We start from the raw sequence: 18,074 nt of genomic DNA, 5'->3' as shown, positions 1-18,074 counted from the left end.
AATGCATAGAAGAAAAAAAACAACTGATTCACACTGCCTCCAAAATAAAGTGAGAATTCCTCCCACTCTTCTGAACGCTAAACGCTAAACGCTGAACGTTCTATTGTTTACGCCTCTTCTGTAACACTTTCGATGTAAAGAATACGACCACAGTGAGGACAATTTACGATCTCATCCCCTTTGATCACTTCTGAGTAGGTTTTGTCGTTAAGCTTCATATAACATCCGTAACATGCCTGTTTTTTTACAGGAACTACTGCTGTATTGCCTGCCCATGTACGGATCTTTTCATAAAATGAAAGTATTTTTTGCTCAATGTTCCGGCTAAGCTCTTCTCTCTCTATAAAGAGTTCGCCCTTACTTTTTTCTATTTCTGCTTTTTCGGCAGATACTTCTTCATTGATCTTGTCAAAATCAGCTGTAAGTGCTTTTACTTTTTCATTCGCTTCATCCAGAAGTGCTGTTTTTGTTTCATTAATACCTTGAAGTCTCTCTATCTCTTCATTTGCAAATGTCATCTTCTCTTTAGCGATATCTTCTTCAAGAGAAAGTGCTTTCATCTCTTTTTCTGTTGTAATATCTTTGGATTTTTTTGCATTTGAAGCAAGTTGCTCATTAAGCAATACCAATTGCTCTTCAAAACTTTTTACTTTCTCTTCATTTTCTGCGATAGAGGAAGTAAGTTCATCGAGTTCTGCCTGTGCTGCATCGATCTTTTTTTGTACTTTTGCTACTTTTTTGTCTGCAGCTTCCAATTGTGGGTTATAGCTATCGATCGCCTGATCAATCTTTGCAAGCTCTATCAGCTCATTTAAATGTTTGTTCAATCTCTGTCCTTTTGGAGTTTAAGGGTGTTTTCTGTAGCAGTTCTACAGAACTTTTTTAACCTATTTTATAGTTTCAATATGAAATGGGTTTTTTGAATTTGAAATTATAGCCAAAAGAGGTAAAACTTTCAACTCATCCAAAATAACCTGGGCAAAAAACTTCTCACTTTCATAGTGTCCGATGTCTACCATCATCAAATCTTCACTCATTGCTTTCATCGCATCGTGGTACTTAATATCCCCCGTTAAAAAACAATCAGCCTCTACCTCATCCATGAGTGAAGCCCCTGCTCCTGTAATAAGTGCGATGGAAGTGATATTCTCTTTCTTCCCCACCACTTTGAGTGTGGATAGATTTAATTTCTCTTTAAGTAACACAAGAAGCTCTTTGTAGTGCCACTTGCCTCTTGTCGTACACACAAAGGCATTTTGTGATTCCAACTTGAAACCCAAAACTTTTTCAAATACATATTTGTTCAAATGAGTTTGGTCAAAGTTGGTATGCAGGGCAATGAGTGACTGCTTTTTTAATATCATTTTTTCAAGTAAATTAGAAGGGTATTTGGAAAAATCAAGCTGTGTCATCTTCCCAAAGATAAGAGGATGATGTACTACAAAAAGTGTCTCTTCTTTTGTACTCTCTATCATCTCTTCATCTATATCTAATGCCACTACTATTTGTGAAACATCTCTACGCATATCACCTACAATAAGCCCGGAATTATCCCATTTTTCCTGAAGTTCAAATGGGCTTACTTTATCTAAAAAATCATATACTTCTTGTAGTTTCATTATTATTTCCCATATCTTGGGTGCCCACAAGGGGCACACCCTACATTTTTTACATATGTAAAGGTAAATCCCTATGCTTACCCTTATTTTAGCCTGCTACTCTTTTATTGCGCTCTTCTTCCTGAGCTTTATACAACTGCGCACAGCCTATAGAGAGTTCACGTACTTTCAAAATATAGTTCTGTCTCTGCGCCTGAGAGATGGCTTTTCTCGCATCAAGTATATTAAAGGCATGTGAAGCCGACATACACTGATCATAAGCCGGAAGAGGTAAACCTTTTTCCAAACAGAGTCTACACTCTGCACTTGCATCTTCAAAGTGTTGAAACAGTTTCTCTACTGTTGCGACTTCAAAATGATACTTGGAAAACTCATACTCACTCTCTTTGTGTACGTCTGCATACGTTGTCACTTCATCACCGTTTCTGTTCCAGACAATATCAAATACCGACTCAACACCCTGCAGATACATCGCAAGTCTCTCTGTCCCATAGGTGATCTCCACTGCTACAGGATCACAGGCAATACCACCTACCTGTTGAAAGTAGGTGAACTGTGTGACTTCCATACCGTCAAGCCATACTTCCCAGCCAAGCCCCCATGCACCAAGTGTCGGTGACTCCCAGTTATCTTCTACAAAACGGATATCATGTTCCTGAAGATTCAGCCCCAGATACTCCAGAGATTTCAAATAAAGTTCCTGGATATTATCCGGGCTTGGTTTGATCAGTGCCTGAAACTGATAATACGCACCAAGTCTATTTGGGTTCTCACCATAACGTCCATCTGTTGGACGACGTGACGGTGCCACATATGCAGCAGACCAAGGTTTAGAGTCTAAACTTCTAAGCAGTGTTGCAGGATGAAATGTCCCTGCCCCGGATGGGATATCATACGGTTGTACGATATTGCACCCCTGATCTGCCCAATATTGTTGAAGTTTTAGTAGTAGTTCACTAAATGTTAACACGATAGTTCCTTTTTTGTTTTCGTTTTAAATGCTCTTGTGAAAAATTTCACATTTGCAGTAAATATATCTTTCATAAAACCATTATCCTTATATTTTTCCAATTCAAAAAGAATTTTATCTTTCTCAATACCACATTTATATCTATCTCTTGGTTCAATGCAGTCTTTGTAAATGACACAATAAATAAAATTATAATTATTTTTTTGAATATTTTCTTCTGCTAAAAATATATCTAATTGTTCTTTTCCCTTTTCCAATTTTTCCTGGATATCTCCATTATTTATTTGACTAGGTTTTTGATTTTTAAATTCAATACAAAAAATATTTTCTGCATCAACATAAAGGGCATCAAATGATTTTGGTCTGATATTGGAATCAGGGTACTTTTTTTCGATGATTTTATCAAAATCAATAACCTCTTGACTCTCATCCGTGCAAAGATATACACTATTTTCACTATCGAAACTAGTCTCTTTAAATGTACTATTAAAAGAAACGAACTTTCGTTTAAACCGATATATATCAGACATTTAACAGTCTCTCCATATCCATCTCTTCAAATACTTCAAATGGTTCAGAGAGCTTTTTGAAAATTCTAGCAAGTGTTTCTGCATTATTATTTTCAATCTTATCTATCTTCTCATCTTCTGCTAAATAAAAATTTGAATTAATTTTTGCTATTTCAGAATATCTCTGTAATGCTTCAATTAAATATGGGCTATGAGAAGTTACCAAAACAGTAATATTGTTTTTAACTAACTCAACAATAAGTTCTGCATATTTTATTTGCCACTTAGGATGCAAATGAACTTCCGGTTCATCTAGAATTACTAATGATCTTGAATCTATCAAATCACTTTTTATCAACATTTGTATTATTCCAAATGATTTAATACCTGTAGCTGTATTAATACTACTATGTCTTTGACCATTTTTAGTAATATATACAAAATCTTTTTCTTTTTTAAGATATTTTATTCCCCCACCAACTATATCTGACAACTTATCAAACAAGCCTTTTACATCAATATCAGTAAAGATATCTGCTATATCTAAAAATTCATCTTCATAAAATGAAACCTTTAATTTATCATTTAAATCTTTAACATGGAGAGGCACATTTGGTCTTTGTATTCTATTAATCTTATCCTCTTTATCCATCTCTTCAAAATAAGTTTTTGAATTATCGATAGCATCCGACATTTGTAAAACAACAGGACTTTCAATAAAAGTAGAATCAGAAAAATATAACTCATCAAAAATACCAAACTGCTTAAGCTTATCATCTATCAGTTGAATATCAAGTATTTCATTTTCTCCTTCAACTGCCTTGATTTCTGATATTTTGCTGTCCTTATTTGATATCTTACCTTTAAATTCTGACATCAATACTTTTTTAAAGGCTCTCTCTTGTGCTTCTTGCTTATTATCTTCTGTTAATAGTATTCGTTTTAAATCTAATAGATTTTTTTTAATCTCCGATAAATACTCATTATTTTTATCAAGAGTTTCATCTTCTGAAAATAAAGATTTTTCTTTCATAGATTTAATTATCTCTAGTCTGGACTCTACTGCCTTAACTGAATTTTCTTCAATATCTTTCTTAAACTTTATAGGATAAAATAATTTTCTTAATTCTAAATTTTCAGAAAAATCAACTTTTCTTCTTAATTGAAAATAATTTTTTTCGATAAGCTTAAAAATTTTTGCTTCTTTATTTTCCTCTAAATCTTCTTTATATCTACTACTTGCCTTAATAATAGAGAATATTAATTTACCTACTGTACTTTTCCCAGTATTATTTTCCCCAGCAATAACCGTTAAACCATCTAGTTTTACATTAGCCTCTTTTATCATCCCGATATTTTTTAACTGGAGCTCCATAACTAATCCCTAATTTCTAATTTTATAAAATTGTTTCTATCTCAGAAGAGTCTAATTCCACTTTTTTGGCTTTGCTGATACGGTCTTCCTGAAGTTTGACTTTCAATTCATCATCAGCCAATGCCATGATCTGAATAGCCAAATATGCAGCATTCACTGCACCTGCTTTACCGATGGCTACCGTACCTACAGGCATTCCGCCAGGCATCATCACTGTACTCAAAAGTGCATCTTCACCTTTAAGTGCCCCGCTTTCCATGGGTACACCAAGGACCGGTTTTGTCGTACTTGCTGCCAATGCCCCGGCCAAATGTGCTGCCATACCTGCTGCAGCAATGAAGACTTGTGCACCTTTGGCTTCTGCTTCTTTCATATAGTTCTTCGTTCTCTCTGGGCTTCTATGTGCAGAAGAGATAATAAGCTCATAAGGTACACCAAACTTTTTAAGGGTCTCAGCACACTCTTTCATGACACTGTAGTCACTCTTGCTTCCTATTACGATTGATACAAATTTCATCTGTTTATTCCTTTTTATTAATTTTATCTCTTTAAAGAGAAGCTCTGGCTAACGCTTCACCTTTGGCTCAGAAGTTATTTTATTTTGTTCTAACTTCATAGGTGTAGAATCCTCTTTCAGGCCTTTCTTCTCCAATGCTTCATCTATCTTGCGTCGTAAGATAGTATAACCCGGTAACACTGTCGGCAATACGATATCATTCAGATCTCCGCTATGGATACACTCAAACTCTTTACCGGTAGTAGATACTATCTTTTTAAAGGTCAGCCAGTATTGCCCGTTCACTTCATCTATTTTTCCTGTTTCATTGTCAACAAGATCCACAGTTGCTCCTACAGGAAGGACTATCTCTACAGTATCACCTACACAGGTCTTGTCTTTACATTTCCATGTTTTACCATCTTCACCTACAAGTCCTGCCACCTGGTGGGTACCATATTGTATGGAAAATGCATGTGCCTCAGTATCCTTTTTTTCAAAAGGCCTTGAAACCAGATAGGCATCGGTGAAGCCACGATTTTGCGTAGTTGCAAGTTCACGCTGGTAACGTTTTTCATCAAAATCATCTGCATAGTAGTCATCTATGGCATGACGATACGCTTTTGTCACTACCCCTGCATAATACGGTGACTTTGTACGTCCTTCGATTTTAAGTGAGTCTATGACACCTGTACGAAGGATCTCATCTACATGTGAAGCCATGTTCATATCTTTGGCATTCATGATATAGGTACCGACTTCACTCTCTTCTTCCAGTCTGAAAGTCGTACCTCTCTCAGGATTGTGTGCATAGATCTCATACGGGAAACGGCAGTCATTGGCACATGAACCGCGATTGGGTACACGCCCTGTTTGAAGTGCTGAGATAAGACAACGTCCTGAATAGGCAAAACACATGGAACCATGTACAAATATTTCCAACTCAAGCTCAGGCAGATGACTTTTGATCGCTACACAATCCTTCAGACTTATCTCGCGTGCCACGATAATACGCTTTACCCCCAGGTCATAATAGACCTCTGCATCCATCGCATTCATAACGTTAGCCTGGGTAGAAAGGTGTATAGGAATATCCGGTGCAATTTTATGCGCAATTTTCACCACTCCCGGGCTGGAGACTATCAGTGCATCCGGTTTGAGTTCCGCTATTTTGGCAATATGGTTCTCATACAGTCTTATTTGTGAATTAAATGGAAATGAATTTACTGTAGAGTAAACTTTTTTTCCTAGCTTATGTGCATATTCGATCCCCTCGGCATAGGAGTCCATATCGAACTCTTTTCCGGAACGGATACGCAGTGAAAAAGTACTTGTTCCGCCATAAACTGCATCTGCCCCATAATTTAGAGCGATCTTCATCTTCTCCAGATTTCCTGCAGGTGCTAAAAGTTCTACTCTGTTTTGATTTGTCATCTTTTTCCTAGAATACAATCTCGCATCATTCTCGGACTTGCACCCAAAAGCATTTCCTTGGGCACCAGGGAATCCATACTTCAAACTGTAACTTCAGCTTTGGACACCCGTATCAAGTACGAGGATGACGAATCTCATTATAATTTTGCTCTTATTTTACCCTATTAGTAGTAAAAAACAGGTTTTATGTTAAAATAGACATAAAAAATTAACAAATAAGAATAATAAAATGAGAATAGACTTACACAATCATACCGCACGTTGTAACCATGCAGAAGGTACTGTAGATGAATACATCCAAAGAGCCATTAACCTTGGCATAGACATTTATGGTTTTTCGGAACATGCCCCTATGGATTTTGACCCCGAATATCGTTTAGCATTTGGAGAGATGCAAGCCTATACGGATGATATCCTAACAGCAAAAGAGCATTATAAAAATGATATCCGCATCCTTTTAGGCTATGAAGTCGACTATCTTCCCGGGCATATGGATGAAAGAATCTTAAAGGCAAAAGTTGACTACCTTATAGGTTCTGTGCACTTCATAGACAAATGGAGCTTTGACAATCCGGAATTCATCGGTGGATATAAAAATAGAGATATCGATGAAATATGGAAAGCCTATTTTGAGGCCACGGAAGCAATGGCAAAAAGTGGGAAATTTGACATAGCAGGACATTTGGATCTTATCAAAGTATTTAAATTCATGCCAAAACAGGATACACGTATTTTAGCAAAAGATGCACTGCAAGCCATTAAAAAATCCAACATGGTGCTCGAACTCAACTCAGCAGGTCTTCGCAAACCTGTAGCAGAGATCTATCCTTCCAAGCTGTTACTGCAGGAAGCCTATGCTCTTGACATACCTATTACTTTCTCTTCAGATGCCCATGCAGTAGATCAGATCGGCTTTGGATATGAAAAGGTCATTAGCCTTGCAAAAGAGGTAGGTTACACTAAAGCTGTTACTTTTCAAGATAGAGATAAGGAATTGATTACTTTTTAGGCAAGAATGCTGAAAATATTTATCTTATAATGGTTATAATCTATGGATAAAATTTTAATTAGGAGAATTATAACATGGGTAAATTCGTAAACAATGTAGCAGAATTTAATAAATACTGTGAAGAAAATGAAGTTGAGTTTATTGACTTTAGATTTACAGATATTAAAGGGGCATGGCATCATATTTCATACAGAGCGAGCGCTGTAGATGATGGTATGCTTGAGGCTGGTCTTCCATTTGATGGTTCATCTATCGAAAACTGGCAGCCGATCAATGAATCCGATATGCTTCTTAAGCCAGATGTAGAGTCTGCATTTTTGGACCCTTTTACCGCAGATAGCACTGTATGTGTGATCTGTGATGTATATGACATTTACAAAAATGAGCTTTATGCTAAATGTCCAAGATCTATCGCTAAAAAAGCCCTCAAAGCACTGGATGAAGCAGGTATTGCAGATGCTGCATACTTCGGTCCTGAAAATGAATTCTTTGTCTTTGATGATGTAAAGATCGTAGACAAAGACAACCACCAGTCATTCAAAGTAGAAACAGACGAAGGTCACTGGGCAGATTCTGAAGATTACGGTGAGTATGGAAACATGGGTCACCGACCTAGAATCAAAGGTGGTTACTTCCCAGTAATGCCTACTGACTCTGCTGTAGATCTTAGAGCTGAGATGATGATGCTTCTTGAAGAAGTAGGTCTTGAAGTAGTACTTGGTCACCATGAAGTGGCACAAGGGCAGCATGAGATCGGTATTGTATTCTCTGACATCATCACTGCTGCAGATAATGTTCAAAAATACAAATATGTTGTAAAAATGGTAGCGCACCTTAACGGTAAAACTGCAACATTCATGCCTAAGCCTATTTATAATGACAACGGAAACGGTATGCATGTACACCAGTCACTCTGGAAAGACGGTGTTAACCTGTTCTACGAAGAAGGTGCATATGCAAACCTTTCTAAAACAGCACTTGACTACCTTTCAGGTATCTTTGCACACAAAGAAGCGGTTGCAGCATTTACAAACCCAAGTACAAACTCTTATAAAAGACTTTTACCAGGGTTTGAAGCTCCAAGAATTCTTACTTACTCTAGCCAAAACCGTTCAGCTGCTTGTCGTATCCCTTATGGTGCAGGTGAAAAAGCTGTTAGAATTGAGACAAGATTCCCAGACTCTACTGCATGTCCATACCTTGCATTCTCAGTATTAATGATGGCCGGTCTTGACGGTATCAAAAAAGGCGGTTACCCAATGGTCGGTCCTGTAAATGAAGATCTTTTTGAAATTTCAAGAAGAGAGCTTGCTGAAAGAGGTATCCCTGAATTACCAAGTACATTTAGAGATTCATTAGAAGGACTTGAAAAAGATCACGATTTCCTAGCTCCTATTATGAGTTCTGACTATGTTATGGAATATTCTCAATATATGTTTGACAGACATGTTTACCCAGTAGAGGGTCGTCCAACAGCATTTGAGTACATTGCTACGTATTCTTGCTAGAACCTTTCGGGCTTCTGCCCGAAAACTCTTATACTTATCTCACTTTCATCATCTAATCAATTGTTAATTTAGTTTTACCGAACATCCCGGAAAAAGTTACTTCATTTATATTTCTCATTTTACTCAATAATGCATTGAATAAAATCAAATCCATCATAGGGAAATTTTGCTATTTTCTCTACGTTAATGTTTAGAGGTGCCCTTTAAATATCGAAGCTTCCATTTTAGACTTAAATGTGAAATAGATCCACAATACCGTACCATATACAAAAATAGAAAGTACTACTACACCTACTGTTACCGCTTCAAAAAGTTCTTTATACTCGAAGCTGTCCGGGATCATATGTACAAGTATAATGGAAAGTGCTCCTTTCATACCTGAGAAGGTCAATATAAACCAACCCTCTACGCCTACAGGTACGATGTGTCTCACTTTATCACCGATAAATGCAAATTTTGCCATAGAGACAGCCCTTATAAGTGTCGTAATACCGAACATAATCAGTATCTCTGTTTTATACTCCCAAAGCTTCTGAGGCTGCACCATCTCTGCCAATACAAAAAATATCATGACCGCTGCAATGTATCCAAACTCTTTGGCCATTTCATAGATATATTCCAGTCTCTCTTTTGTCGTAGCACCTATATTTCCTAAACGCAATGTACGCATAAAATTTTTGTTTTTATGCGCGTCAGCATCTTCCATAGCTTTTATATCCATATCTATCCAGGCGTTGGTTGCAATAATCGCTGTAATAAGTGTCAAGATCCCACTCACATGCATCTCTTCGGCAATCACATATGCAAGATAGGCTTCTACAATAAAAGCAAAGAACTCACCTCTTTTATCAGAAAAGAGTTTCATCAGCATATAAAAAGAAAAGCCTATAGCAATACCGATGCCCAAACTCACTATAAATACACGCAGTGCGTCCATGGCAGCATGGCCTGCATCTATCTCTCCGCTCATCATCCATGGTAATCCTATGAAGAAAAAAGCAATAACAGCCGTAGCATCATTACCTAAAGATTCACCTTCTATAAGTACTTTGATATGGTGAGAAATACCCTTGAATCTGGATAGTATTGACTGTACACTGACAGCATCTGTGGCCATATTTATCGCAAAGAGCGATACATAGGCACCTAAAGTCAACCCTTCAAATACCCCGAAATAATACAGGCTGGCCCCTACAGATACTGAAAGGGTTACTGCTACAACTGCCAAATAAAAGATATCCCAACCATACTTTTTGATATCAGAGAAATGCAAATGCAGTGCATCACCCATAAAAATAAGAGGAATACAGAACAGAATGATCGTATCGAAATAGTGTTTTAAATCTATGGGCACAGCTATCGGTACATATGTGTAGACTGTATATGAGCCTATAAGAAGTAAAAAGACTGAAGGAATTTTCAGTTTATCGGCAACAGCATCTGAAAAGACAACCAATCCCAATATAGTAATCAGTATAATCTCCGGTGCAAAACTATGCATCATATTCCTTTAATATTTTTTTTCATTTCAAGTAGACTTCTATAGCCTTTTTGGCATACCATATGCCCCTCTTCATCTATAATGACAACTGAAGGAAATGCATTGGCTCCCATGAATCGTGCTTTCGAAAAATCATGTTGCATAAGAAGCTCAGCTCTCTCGCTTTCAAAAAATGTTTTAAACAATATGCTGTCTGATCCTCTATCTTTTAATACAGTGATTAAAACATCTACATTTGTAACGTCTTCACCTCTCGTATAAAATGCTTCCTGTATCCTGTGCAAATAATCAAATGCACTTTGCATTCCAAAAAGTTCACGTACTGTCACAACCGCTTTACAGGCAGGATAGGTATCATACTCAAATTCTTCTTTTTCAAATAAACTATAGCGGAAAGTCTGTCCTGTTCTGTTTTCCACCTCTTCCCAATGTCCTCTGAGATACTCTTTGGATGATCTATCCCAGATCATTTCACCTTTTGTACGCAATCCACCCATCACCAATGAAAGACCATAACTATCAGACAGTGCAGCACGTAACTCCTCCATGACAGGAGCAAATCCCCAACACCATGAGCACATAGGATCCACAACGAATATGATTTCTTTTTGTGCCATTAGAACAGTGTTCCGCTGTCCTCTGAAACCGGTGTCTTAGGTACATTTCTTTTGGGATGCAGAGGATCATCCTCTTCCTGTATCTCTTCCTCCGGATCTTCATCTATATTGATCGTTTCTGCCAGTCCCATATCTTCTTCCGGACTGATATCTTCCATACTCTCATTATTTTCATCAAACATACGTTCATATTCACTTTGAGGTTTTTTATGGGATGGAAGCGGAGAATTCACCGTATACAATTCACTTTTCCCTTCATACTCTCCTCTGAATACACCCTGAGGTATATCAAAGGTTCGTTTGGTGTCGGGATAGAGTTCGATCAGTTTTTTAAAATAGTAGGCAAAGGCCGGTGCAGCCAGGGCACCCCCTGTTGCTCCTCTGCGTCCTATGGGTTTGTTATTGTCACGTCCGAACCATGAGATAACCTCTACCGTAGGTGAATATCCACAGAACCATGCATCTACACCATTGTTGGTCGTCCCTGTTTTACCTGCAAGTTCCAACCCTTTTACACGTGCATTCCGGCCTGTACCTCTTTTCACTACATCTTTCAGTATATCTGTCATAAGGTATGCCTGTTCAGGCGTTGTAAAATCAGCTATCTCTTTAGGGCGTGTCTCATACAGGACAGCTCCCTCTTTGGAGATGATCTTGCTGACCAGTCTCGGCTCGATCATATGTCCTCCATTGGCAAATACTGAAAAGATCTGTGCCATTTTAAGAGGACTTAGCCCAAGATTACCCAAAGCAATAGACATATCTCTGGGGATGTGGGGGACATCCAGAAATGCCAACCGTTTACGGATCGTATTCACCCCTATATCTGCTACAAGATTAATAGTCGCAAGATTTCTTGAATGGACCAGTGCTTCTCTCAGACTGATAAATCCTTTGAAGTCTCTTTCATAGTTTTTAGGAGACCAGATCTTCGGCTTGCCTTTATAGTAATACTGGAATGTTCTTGCCAGATCGGTCAAAGGACTTGCAGGATTATAACCCATATCCAATGCTGTCTGATAGATGAACGGTTTAAATGCAGAACCAGGCTGTCGTACAGACTGTGTCACACGATTGAATGCAGACCTCTTATAATCTGCGCCACCCACCATTGCCAAGATATCACCTGTCTTGCTCTCTACTGCCACAAATGCTGTATTGAGAGTAGAAGTTTCCGGTTTTTCTTTATATTTTTTTAATGCTTTTTTATAGGCAAAAGAGACCGCTTCTCTTGCAATGGCTTGCTGTTTCATATCGATGGTAGTATAGATCTGATACCCGCCTGTACGTATATCCCCGAGTTTTCCCTTAAAACGTCTCAATACTTCATCCACAATGTAAGGTGCAACATTTTGTGTGAGTGATGTTTTGTAGATTTTAGGTGACTCTTTCACCGCTTTTAGATAAGCATCTTGAGTGATCCACCCTATACTTTTCATACGGTAAAGTACATTATTGGCACGGTTCAAAGCACGTTTATAATGCTTAAGCGGATTATAATAACTTGGAGCATTGGGTAGACCAACTAAAATAGCTGCTTCTTTGAGTGTCAGCTCATTCAGCTCTTTATGAAAGTACCCATTGGCAGCTGTCTTTACCCCAAAATAATTATTTCCATAGGAGATCTCATTAAGATAGCGTTCAATAATATCTTCTTTACTTAATTCATGCTCTATCTTCAGTGCCAGTATGGCCTCTTTGATCTTACGTGCCAGTTTCTTTTCATTGGAAAGAATTTTATTTTTGATAAGCTGCTGGGTTAAAGTACTTCCCCCTTCTACAAACTTGCCTGCCTGAATATCTTTTACTATAGCTCTTAAAATTGCATCGAGATTCACACCATTGTGTTCGAAGAACTTTGTATCTTCCATTGCGATAAGTCCTTCAACCAGGAAGCTCGGGAGTTCATCATAACGGGCATAAAGACGATGTTGTTTTTTAAAAACATACGCAAGCTTTTCACCATTTCTATCCAATATGACAGAAGAGGTTTCAGGCTTGTAATTGATAAGTTTGTCAGCATCCAAAGAGATCTCTTCATAGGCATAGATAAATGCTGCAGTAAGTGCCACAGCAAAGATCATCGCTAAGATAATGGAACCTTTAACTAGACTATTAAACACATAGACCTTTCATTTTAAAATAATTCTATTATTGTACCGTGTTATGACTAATGAGTGCTAATACATGCTGAAGCTTTTTGCTAGATACACCCAGGCTGAGTATCACTCTGAGTATAGGTATTTTTACGGTTGGTTGACGTATCGCTCCCACCAAATAGCCTTGAGACATCAATCCTTTTTGCATATACAGAGCATACTCATTACTTGGCATAACAATAGGCAGGATCAAACTATGACAAGGAACACCCATCATTTTTCTTACAACAGTTTGCCTCTCCTGGATCTTTTTTCTGTATTTTTTTGCATTTTTACGAATATGCTTTACATTTACCAGTGCCAATGCTGTATCAAAAACAGAAGGTGCCGTGGAGTAGATAATAGGTTTTGCTCTATTGACTAAAAAACTTATGATCTCAGACGAAGCCAGAATATATGCACCATATGACCCATAGGCTTTACCCAATGTACCCATTTTAATATGTAGTTCATTGACAGTAATACCGTAATACTCAAAGATACCCAAAAGTTTTTTTCCTAAAACACCTGCACTGTGGGCTTCATCAACAATGAGCAATGCACCCGCTTCATCTGCCAGATCAAATATCTCTTTTGGGCAGAGATCACCACTCATGGAGTAAACACCTTCTACAGCAATGATCTGTCTTTTTGCCGGATATTGGGCTAATTTCTGCTTTAGATCAGCTACGTCATTATGCTTGAAGGTCACGACCCTGTCACCCAGAAGCTGTGCTGCCATCACACCCGAAGCATGATACTCCTCATCCATGTATAACCTATCACCTTTTCGCACCAGTGCCTCTATGAGTGACATATTGGCAAGAAATCCGCTTCCTACCACCAACCCCTCTTCAAAACCGTTCTGCTCTGCCATGGTCACTTCAAAGATACGATGAATTGGATGATAACCATTGACCAGCATACTGGCTTTAGAACTTAAAGTCTGATACTCTTTTACAAGCTTTACTGCTTTGGTGAACTGCTTTTTATTCTGCGACAATCCCAAATAATCATTGGATGCCAGATCATCCAATCTGTCATCAAAAAGCTTACGCTCTCTAAAGCGTCCGGCTTTTTTCAGGGCTTTTAATTCATTTTCATACATAGGTTACCTTCTTATGCAGGGGCAATCCCTTGTGGTTGCCCTTTATCTCAAATCTCCAAGAGTACCCACAAGGGGCACCCCTACGGATTATCTTATCCATGGCAAAAGTACTTCAACCTGCAATCCCATAGCCGTACTCTCATACCCATCTACAGACTTGATATACTTTTTACAAAACCCCTCGACCATACAACCTCCGGCTTTACCTTGCCAAAGTCCACTTTGCAGATAAGCTTCAAGATCATCTTCTTCGAACTTTTCAAAATGATAATGTGTTGCTGAAATATCTGTAAAAAGCAGTTTTTTTGATCTGAAATGCAGTGAAGAGAGGATGGAAATAGTAGAACCGCTTTGGATATTTAAAATGCGTCTTGCATCTTCTATATTTTTAGCTTTACGTAAGATAGTCCCATCTGCTGCAGCAATGACCGTATCGGCACAAAGAAGCGGTATTTCCAATCCAAATTCGGCAATGGCTGCTTCAAGCTTTCCTTTACTTGCAGTATAGACAAAATTTTTGGCAACCGTTGTTGTGATCTGTTCTTCATCGTATTGAGGAGACTTTTGAATAAAATCGACTCCAAACTTATTTAAAAGTAAAGCTCTTGATTCAGAGGATGAACATAAACAGATCACTATAAACCTCTAAGACTCACACCAAAATAGAGTGCCAACAGACCCAAACCGATATTAACAGGCAGCAACACATTTGGAATGAGCTTTACCTTCTCTTTAGCTTCAGGCAGTCTGCCTGCTTCAAAAAGCCTCCATGCCGCTCTGCGTTGCAGGTACATATAGATAAAATTAAGCGTCATGAGCGTCCAGATGATCTCTTTGGAGAGAAAAAGTGATTTAAGTGCACCCTGATGTCCTTTGGAGGCGATAGCCATCAGCAACCCTGTTGCCAACAGGGTTGCGATAAAAGGGATCACCAGATGAAAAAGTCTTCCCGTGATCTCCAAAGTCTTGCCTAACTTGATCTTTGGCTCTTCTATGCTTTGCAGTACCGGATGAACTGCCACACGAATGGCGATCATCCCGCCTACCCATACAAAAGCAGAGAGTACATGCAGAAAGATGATCGTATGACTATACATCGTTAGTTCCCGCCTTCAAGTACCTCTGCAAGGTAGGTTTTTGCTTCTTCAAGCGCTGTAGTGATCTTACTTGGATCTTTTCCGCCTGCCTGTGCAAAGTCAGGACGACCGCCACCGCCGCCGCCGACGATCGGTGCGATAGATTTGATCCAGTCACCTGCTTTTACAGCTGTACCTTTTGCACCCGCAGCAAGCATGACTTTGTCACCTTTTTTCTGGAAGAGCATAATGGCAATGTTCTCATACTTATTCTTCGCCTCATCGATAAGCTCTTTGATATCTCCGGCTTCTACCTCTTCTACGATGACCGTCACACCATTGACCTCAAATGCAGTCAACTCTTTTTTTGTACTGCTAAGTGCACTTTGAAGTTCACTTTTAAGTGTTTTGATCTGCTCTTTGAGTTTAGAGATACCGGCTATCGGATTTTGATTCTTTACTTCTTCTTTGATCTGTGTGATCTCATCTCTAAGTGCTTTTACCTTCTCTACGGCTGCTCTGCCGCAGATCGCTTCAATACGGCGGACACCTGCACTCACACCACTCTCTTTAGTGATCATAAAAAGACCTATTTGAGAGACATTGTTTACGTGTGTACCCCCGCAAAGTTCCACTGAAGCATCACCAAAACTTACCACTCTTACCTCATCACCGTATTTTTCACCAAAGAGTGCCATTGCACCGGAGTTTTTTGCCTCATCAATACTCATAAGCTTCGTCTCTCTTGGTATCGCTCGACTTATCTTGTCATTGACCCAATCCTCTACTTTTTGAAGCTCTTCATTACTCATTGCCTGAGGATGAGAGAAGTCAAAACGAAGTCTTTTGTCATCATTGAGTGAACCTGCCTGAGAGATATGATCCCCCAGAATCTCTCTGAGTGCTGCATGGAGCAAGTGTGTCGCAGAGTGATGTTTTTCTATCTCAACACGGCTGTTATCCACCACTGCTTCTACCTCATCACCCACGCTTAGTTTCCCTTCCACTTCAGAAAGATTCATATCTAGGAATTTCTTGGTATCTTTCACTGCTACCTGCTCACTGCTGCCTGCTAGCTTGATCGTCCCACGATCACCCACTTGTCCGCCTGACTCGGCATAGAACGGTGTTTTATCCAACAGTACCCAGCCTTTACCGTCAATACTGTCTACTTGTTTAAAATCCTCATCCAGCAGTGCCAGTACTTTGGCTTGAGCTGCAGTACTTTCATAGCCTGTGAACTCATTCACACTGAACATCTCTTTAAGTGCTTTAAAATCACCGGTCGTTGCAGCATCCCCTGTACCTTTCCAGTTTGCTTTGGATTGTGCTTTTTGGGCTTCCATTTTTGCATTGAATGCATCAATATCAAGCTTGATGTTCTTTTCTCTAAGCATATCCTCAGTGAGGTCAAGCGGGAAGCCGTAAGTGTCGTAAAGTTTAAAGGCTACTTCACCGTTGAACACATCAGAAGTATTTTTAAGCTCTTCATTAAAGAGCTTGATCCCTGCTTCAATGGTAGCAAAGAAACGCTCTTCTTCAAGTTTCATAGAAGTTTTGATCGCTTCTGCTTTGCTGTTCAGATAGTCATACTGTTTCCCCATAAGTGCTACCAGCGTATCTACAAGTTTATACATGAACGGTTCACGCAGTCCAAGCAGATACCCGTGACGAATGGCACGGCGCATGATACGGCGAAGTACATACCCGCGCCCCTCTTTATCAAAGTTTACACCTTGGGCAAGTAAAAAAGAACAGGAACGTAAATGGTCTGCAATAACACGGTAACTGGCACTGTTATCTGCTTCATAATTATAAGGCATACCTACAAGTTCACCTATCTTCTCTAAAAATGGCATAAAAAGTGAAGAGTGGTAGTTGTTTAATTTACCTTCTTTAATGGCAACTACACGCTCCAGTCCCATACCGGTATCAATGCTGGGTTTAGGGAGTGGGTTCAGTGTACCGTTCTCATCTCTTTCATACTGCATGAAAACCAGATTCCAAATTTCAAGGAAGCGATCCCCCTCTCCACCCATCACATCTTCAGAACCATTAAAATTCTCTTCACCCTGATCATAGAAAATCTCGGAACAGGGACCACAGGGACCGGTATCACCCATTTGCCAGAAGTTGTCTTTGTCTCCAAAACGCATAATGCGATCTTCAGCAACGTATTTTTTCCAAATATCATATGCTTCATCATCACTGTCATGTACCGTGACCCACAGTTTTTCTACAGGAAGGTTCAAATACTTCTCATCCGTAATGAACTCCCATGCATAGGCGATAGCCTCTTCTTTAAAGTAATCAGCAAAAGAGAAGTTCCCCAGCATTTCAAAAAGAGTATGATGTCTTGCTGTGTAACCAACATTATCAAGGTCGTTATGTTTTCCACCCGCTCTTAGGCAAGTTTGGCTTGAAGTAGCCCTTGGCGGATTTGGGATAGGTGCTTCCCCTGTAAAGATGTTCTTAAACTGTACCATCCCTGCGTTGGTAAACATCAATGTCGGATCATCCGGTACAAGCGGAGAACTTGGTACAAGCTGATGTCCTTTACTTTGAAAATAGTCTAAAAAGGATTGTCTGATATCCATGAAATGTCCCTAAAATTGTATATCGATCCTATAAATAAGATCTTGTTTTATATTGAGAGATATTTTAGCTAAATTGTGGTTATTGGGAGATAAAAGGTATATATGTATCACTATTTA

16 protein-coding genes are annotated in these 18,074 nt (G+C 38.9%); 2 read left to right on the top strand and 14 right to left on the bottom strand.

From position 1 onward, the window contains the following. Positions 1–107: 107 nt before the first annotated feature. The 7 genes from ACZ48W_RS08725 to ACZ48W_RS08695 all read right to left on the bottom strand — a co-directional run bounded on the left by ACZ48W_RS08725 (position 108) and on the right by ACZ48W_RS08695 (position 6,403). The gene (locus ACZ48W_RS08725; RefSeq protein WP_464827986.1) at positions 108–827 is read right to left on the bottom strand and encodes a zinc ribbon domain-containing protein; all 720 of its coding nucleotides are present in this window, start codon (positions 825–827) and stop codon (positions 108–110) included. Positions 828–887: 60 nt separating this feature from the next. Next, the gene (locus ACZ48W_RS08720) at positions 888–1,619 is read right to left on the bottom strand and encodes a Nif3-like dinuclear metal center hexameric protein (RefSeq protein ID WP_464827983.1); all 732 of its coding nucleotides are present in this window, start codon (positions 1,617–1,619) and stop codon (positions 888–890) included. Positions 1,620–1,707: 88 nt separating this feature from the next. Continuing rightward, entirely contained in the window at positions 1,708–2,589 is an 882-nt protein-coding gene (gene glyQ / locus ACZ48W_RS08715; protein ID WP_464827981.1) for a glycine--tRNA ligase subunit alpha, read from the bottom strand. Then, positions 2,583–3,119, bottom strand: coding sequence for a hypothetical protein (locus tag ACZ48W_RS08710; RefSeq protein WP_464827979.1), 537 nt, complete (start codon positions 3,117–3,119; stop codon positions 2,583–2,585). The genes glyQ and ACZ48W_RS08710 overlap by 7 nt, the downstream gene beginning before the upstream one ends. Next, a complete protein-coding gene (locus ACZ48W_RS08705; RefSeq protein WP_464827978.1) occupies positions 3,112–4,473 on the bottom strand; it encodes an AAA family ATPase in 1,362 nt (453 codons plus the stop codon). The genes ACZ48W_RS08710 and ACZ48W_RS08705 overlap by 8 nt, the downstream gene beginning before the upstream one ends. 22 nt (positions 4,474–4,495) lie before the next feature. Beyond that, complete coding sequence (gene purE / locus ACZ48W_RS08700) at positions 4,496–4,990, bottom strand: 5-(carboxyamino)imidazole ribonucleotide mutase (RefSeq protein WP_464827976.1); 495 nt, start codon at positions 4,988–4,990, stop codon at positions 4,496–4,498. Positions 4,991–5,038: 48 nt separating this feature from the next. After that, complete coding sequence (locus ACZ48W_RS08695; protein WP_464827975.1) at positions 5,039–6,403, bottom strand: peptidase U32 family protein; 1,365 nt, start codon at positions 6,401–6,403, stop codon at positions 5,039–5,041. 229 nt (positions 6,404–6,632) lie between these two features. Between ACZ48W_RS08695 and ACZ48W_RS08690 the strand changes: the two genes are divergently transcribed. Beyond that, positions 6,633–7,412 (top strand): histidinol-phosphatase, encoded by a 780-nt coding sequence (locus ACZ48W_RS08690; protein ID WP_464827973.1) that lies wholly within the window; start codon positions 6,633–6,635, stop codon positions 7,410–7,412. 74 nt (positions 7,413–7,486) lie between these two features. Further along, positions 7,487–8,920, top strand: a complete 1,434-nt coding sequence (gene glnA, locus ACZ48W_RS08685; RefSeq protein ID WP_464827972.1) for a type I glutamate--ammonia ligase — start codon at positions 7,487–7,489, stop codon at positions 8,918–8,920. Positions 8,921–9,110: 190 nt separating this feature from the next. Here the strand turns inward: glnA and ACZ48W_RS08680 are convergent, their stop codons facing one another. From ACZ48W_RS08680 to alaS, 7 genes are all read right to left on the bottom strand, one after another. Then, positions 9,111–10,421, bottom strand: coding sequence for a cation:proton antiporter (locus tag ACZ48W_RS08680; protein WP_464827970.1), 1,311 nt, complete (start codon positions 10,419–10,421; stop codon positions 9,111–9,113). Further along, positions 10,421–11,038: a DsbA family protein gene (locus tag ACZ48W_RS08675; RefSeq protein ID WP_464827969.1), complete on the bottom strand. Its 618-nt coding sequence runs from the start codon at positions 11,036–11,038 to the stop codon at positions 10,421–10,423. The genes ACZ48W_RS08680 and ACZ48W_RS08675 overlap by 1 nt, the downstream gene beginning before the upstream one ends. Then, complete coding sequence (locus ACZ48W_RS08670) at positions 11,038–13,161, bottom strand: transglycosylase domain-containing protein (protein ID WP_464827967.1); 2,124 nt, start codon at positions 13,159–13,161, stop codon at positions 11,038–11,040. The genes ACZ48W_RS08675 and ACZ48W_RS08670 overlap by 1 nt, the downstream gene beginning before the upstream one ends. Before the next feature lie 28 nt (positions 13,162–13,189). Further along, positions 13,190–14,284, bottom strand: coding sequence for an aminotransferase class I/II-fold pyridoxal phosphate-dependent enzyme (locus tag ACZ48W_RS08665; RefSeq protein ID WP_464827965.1), 1,095 nt, complete (start codon positions 14,282–14,284; stop codon positions 13,190–13,192). Positions 14,285–14,371: 87 nt separating this feature from the next. Next, positions 14,372–14,920 carry a septum formation inhibitor Maf gene (gene maf / locus ACZ48W_RS08660; protein ID WP_464827964.1) on the bottom strand — a complete coding sequence of 183 codons (549 nt, stop codon included), beginning with the start codon at positions 14,918–14,920 and terminating at the stop codon, positions 14,372–14,374. Then, positions 14,920–15,381: a hypothetical protein gene (locus tag ACZ48W_RS08655; protein WP_464827962.1), complete on the bottom strand. Its 462-nt coding sequence runs from the start codon at positions 15,379–15,381 to the stop codon at positions 14,920–14,922. Before ACZ48W_RS08655 ends, maf begins: the two co-directional genes overlap by 1 nt. A 2-nt stretch (positions 15,382–15,383) precedes the next feature. Next, positions 15,384–17,957, bottom strand: coding sequence for an alanine--tRNA ligase (gene alaS / locus ACZ48W_RS08650; protein ID WP_464827961.1), 2,574 nt, complete (start codon positions 17,955–17,957; stop codon positions 15,384–15,386). Between the last annotated feature and the right edge of the window lie 117 nt (positions 17,958–18,074).

The organism is Sulfurovum aggregans (assembly GCF_055385215.1).
The sequence above is the reverse complement of the archived record's forward strand: the minus strand, read 5'-3'. Positions and strand labels throughout refer to the sequence as shown.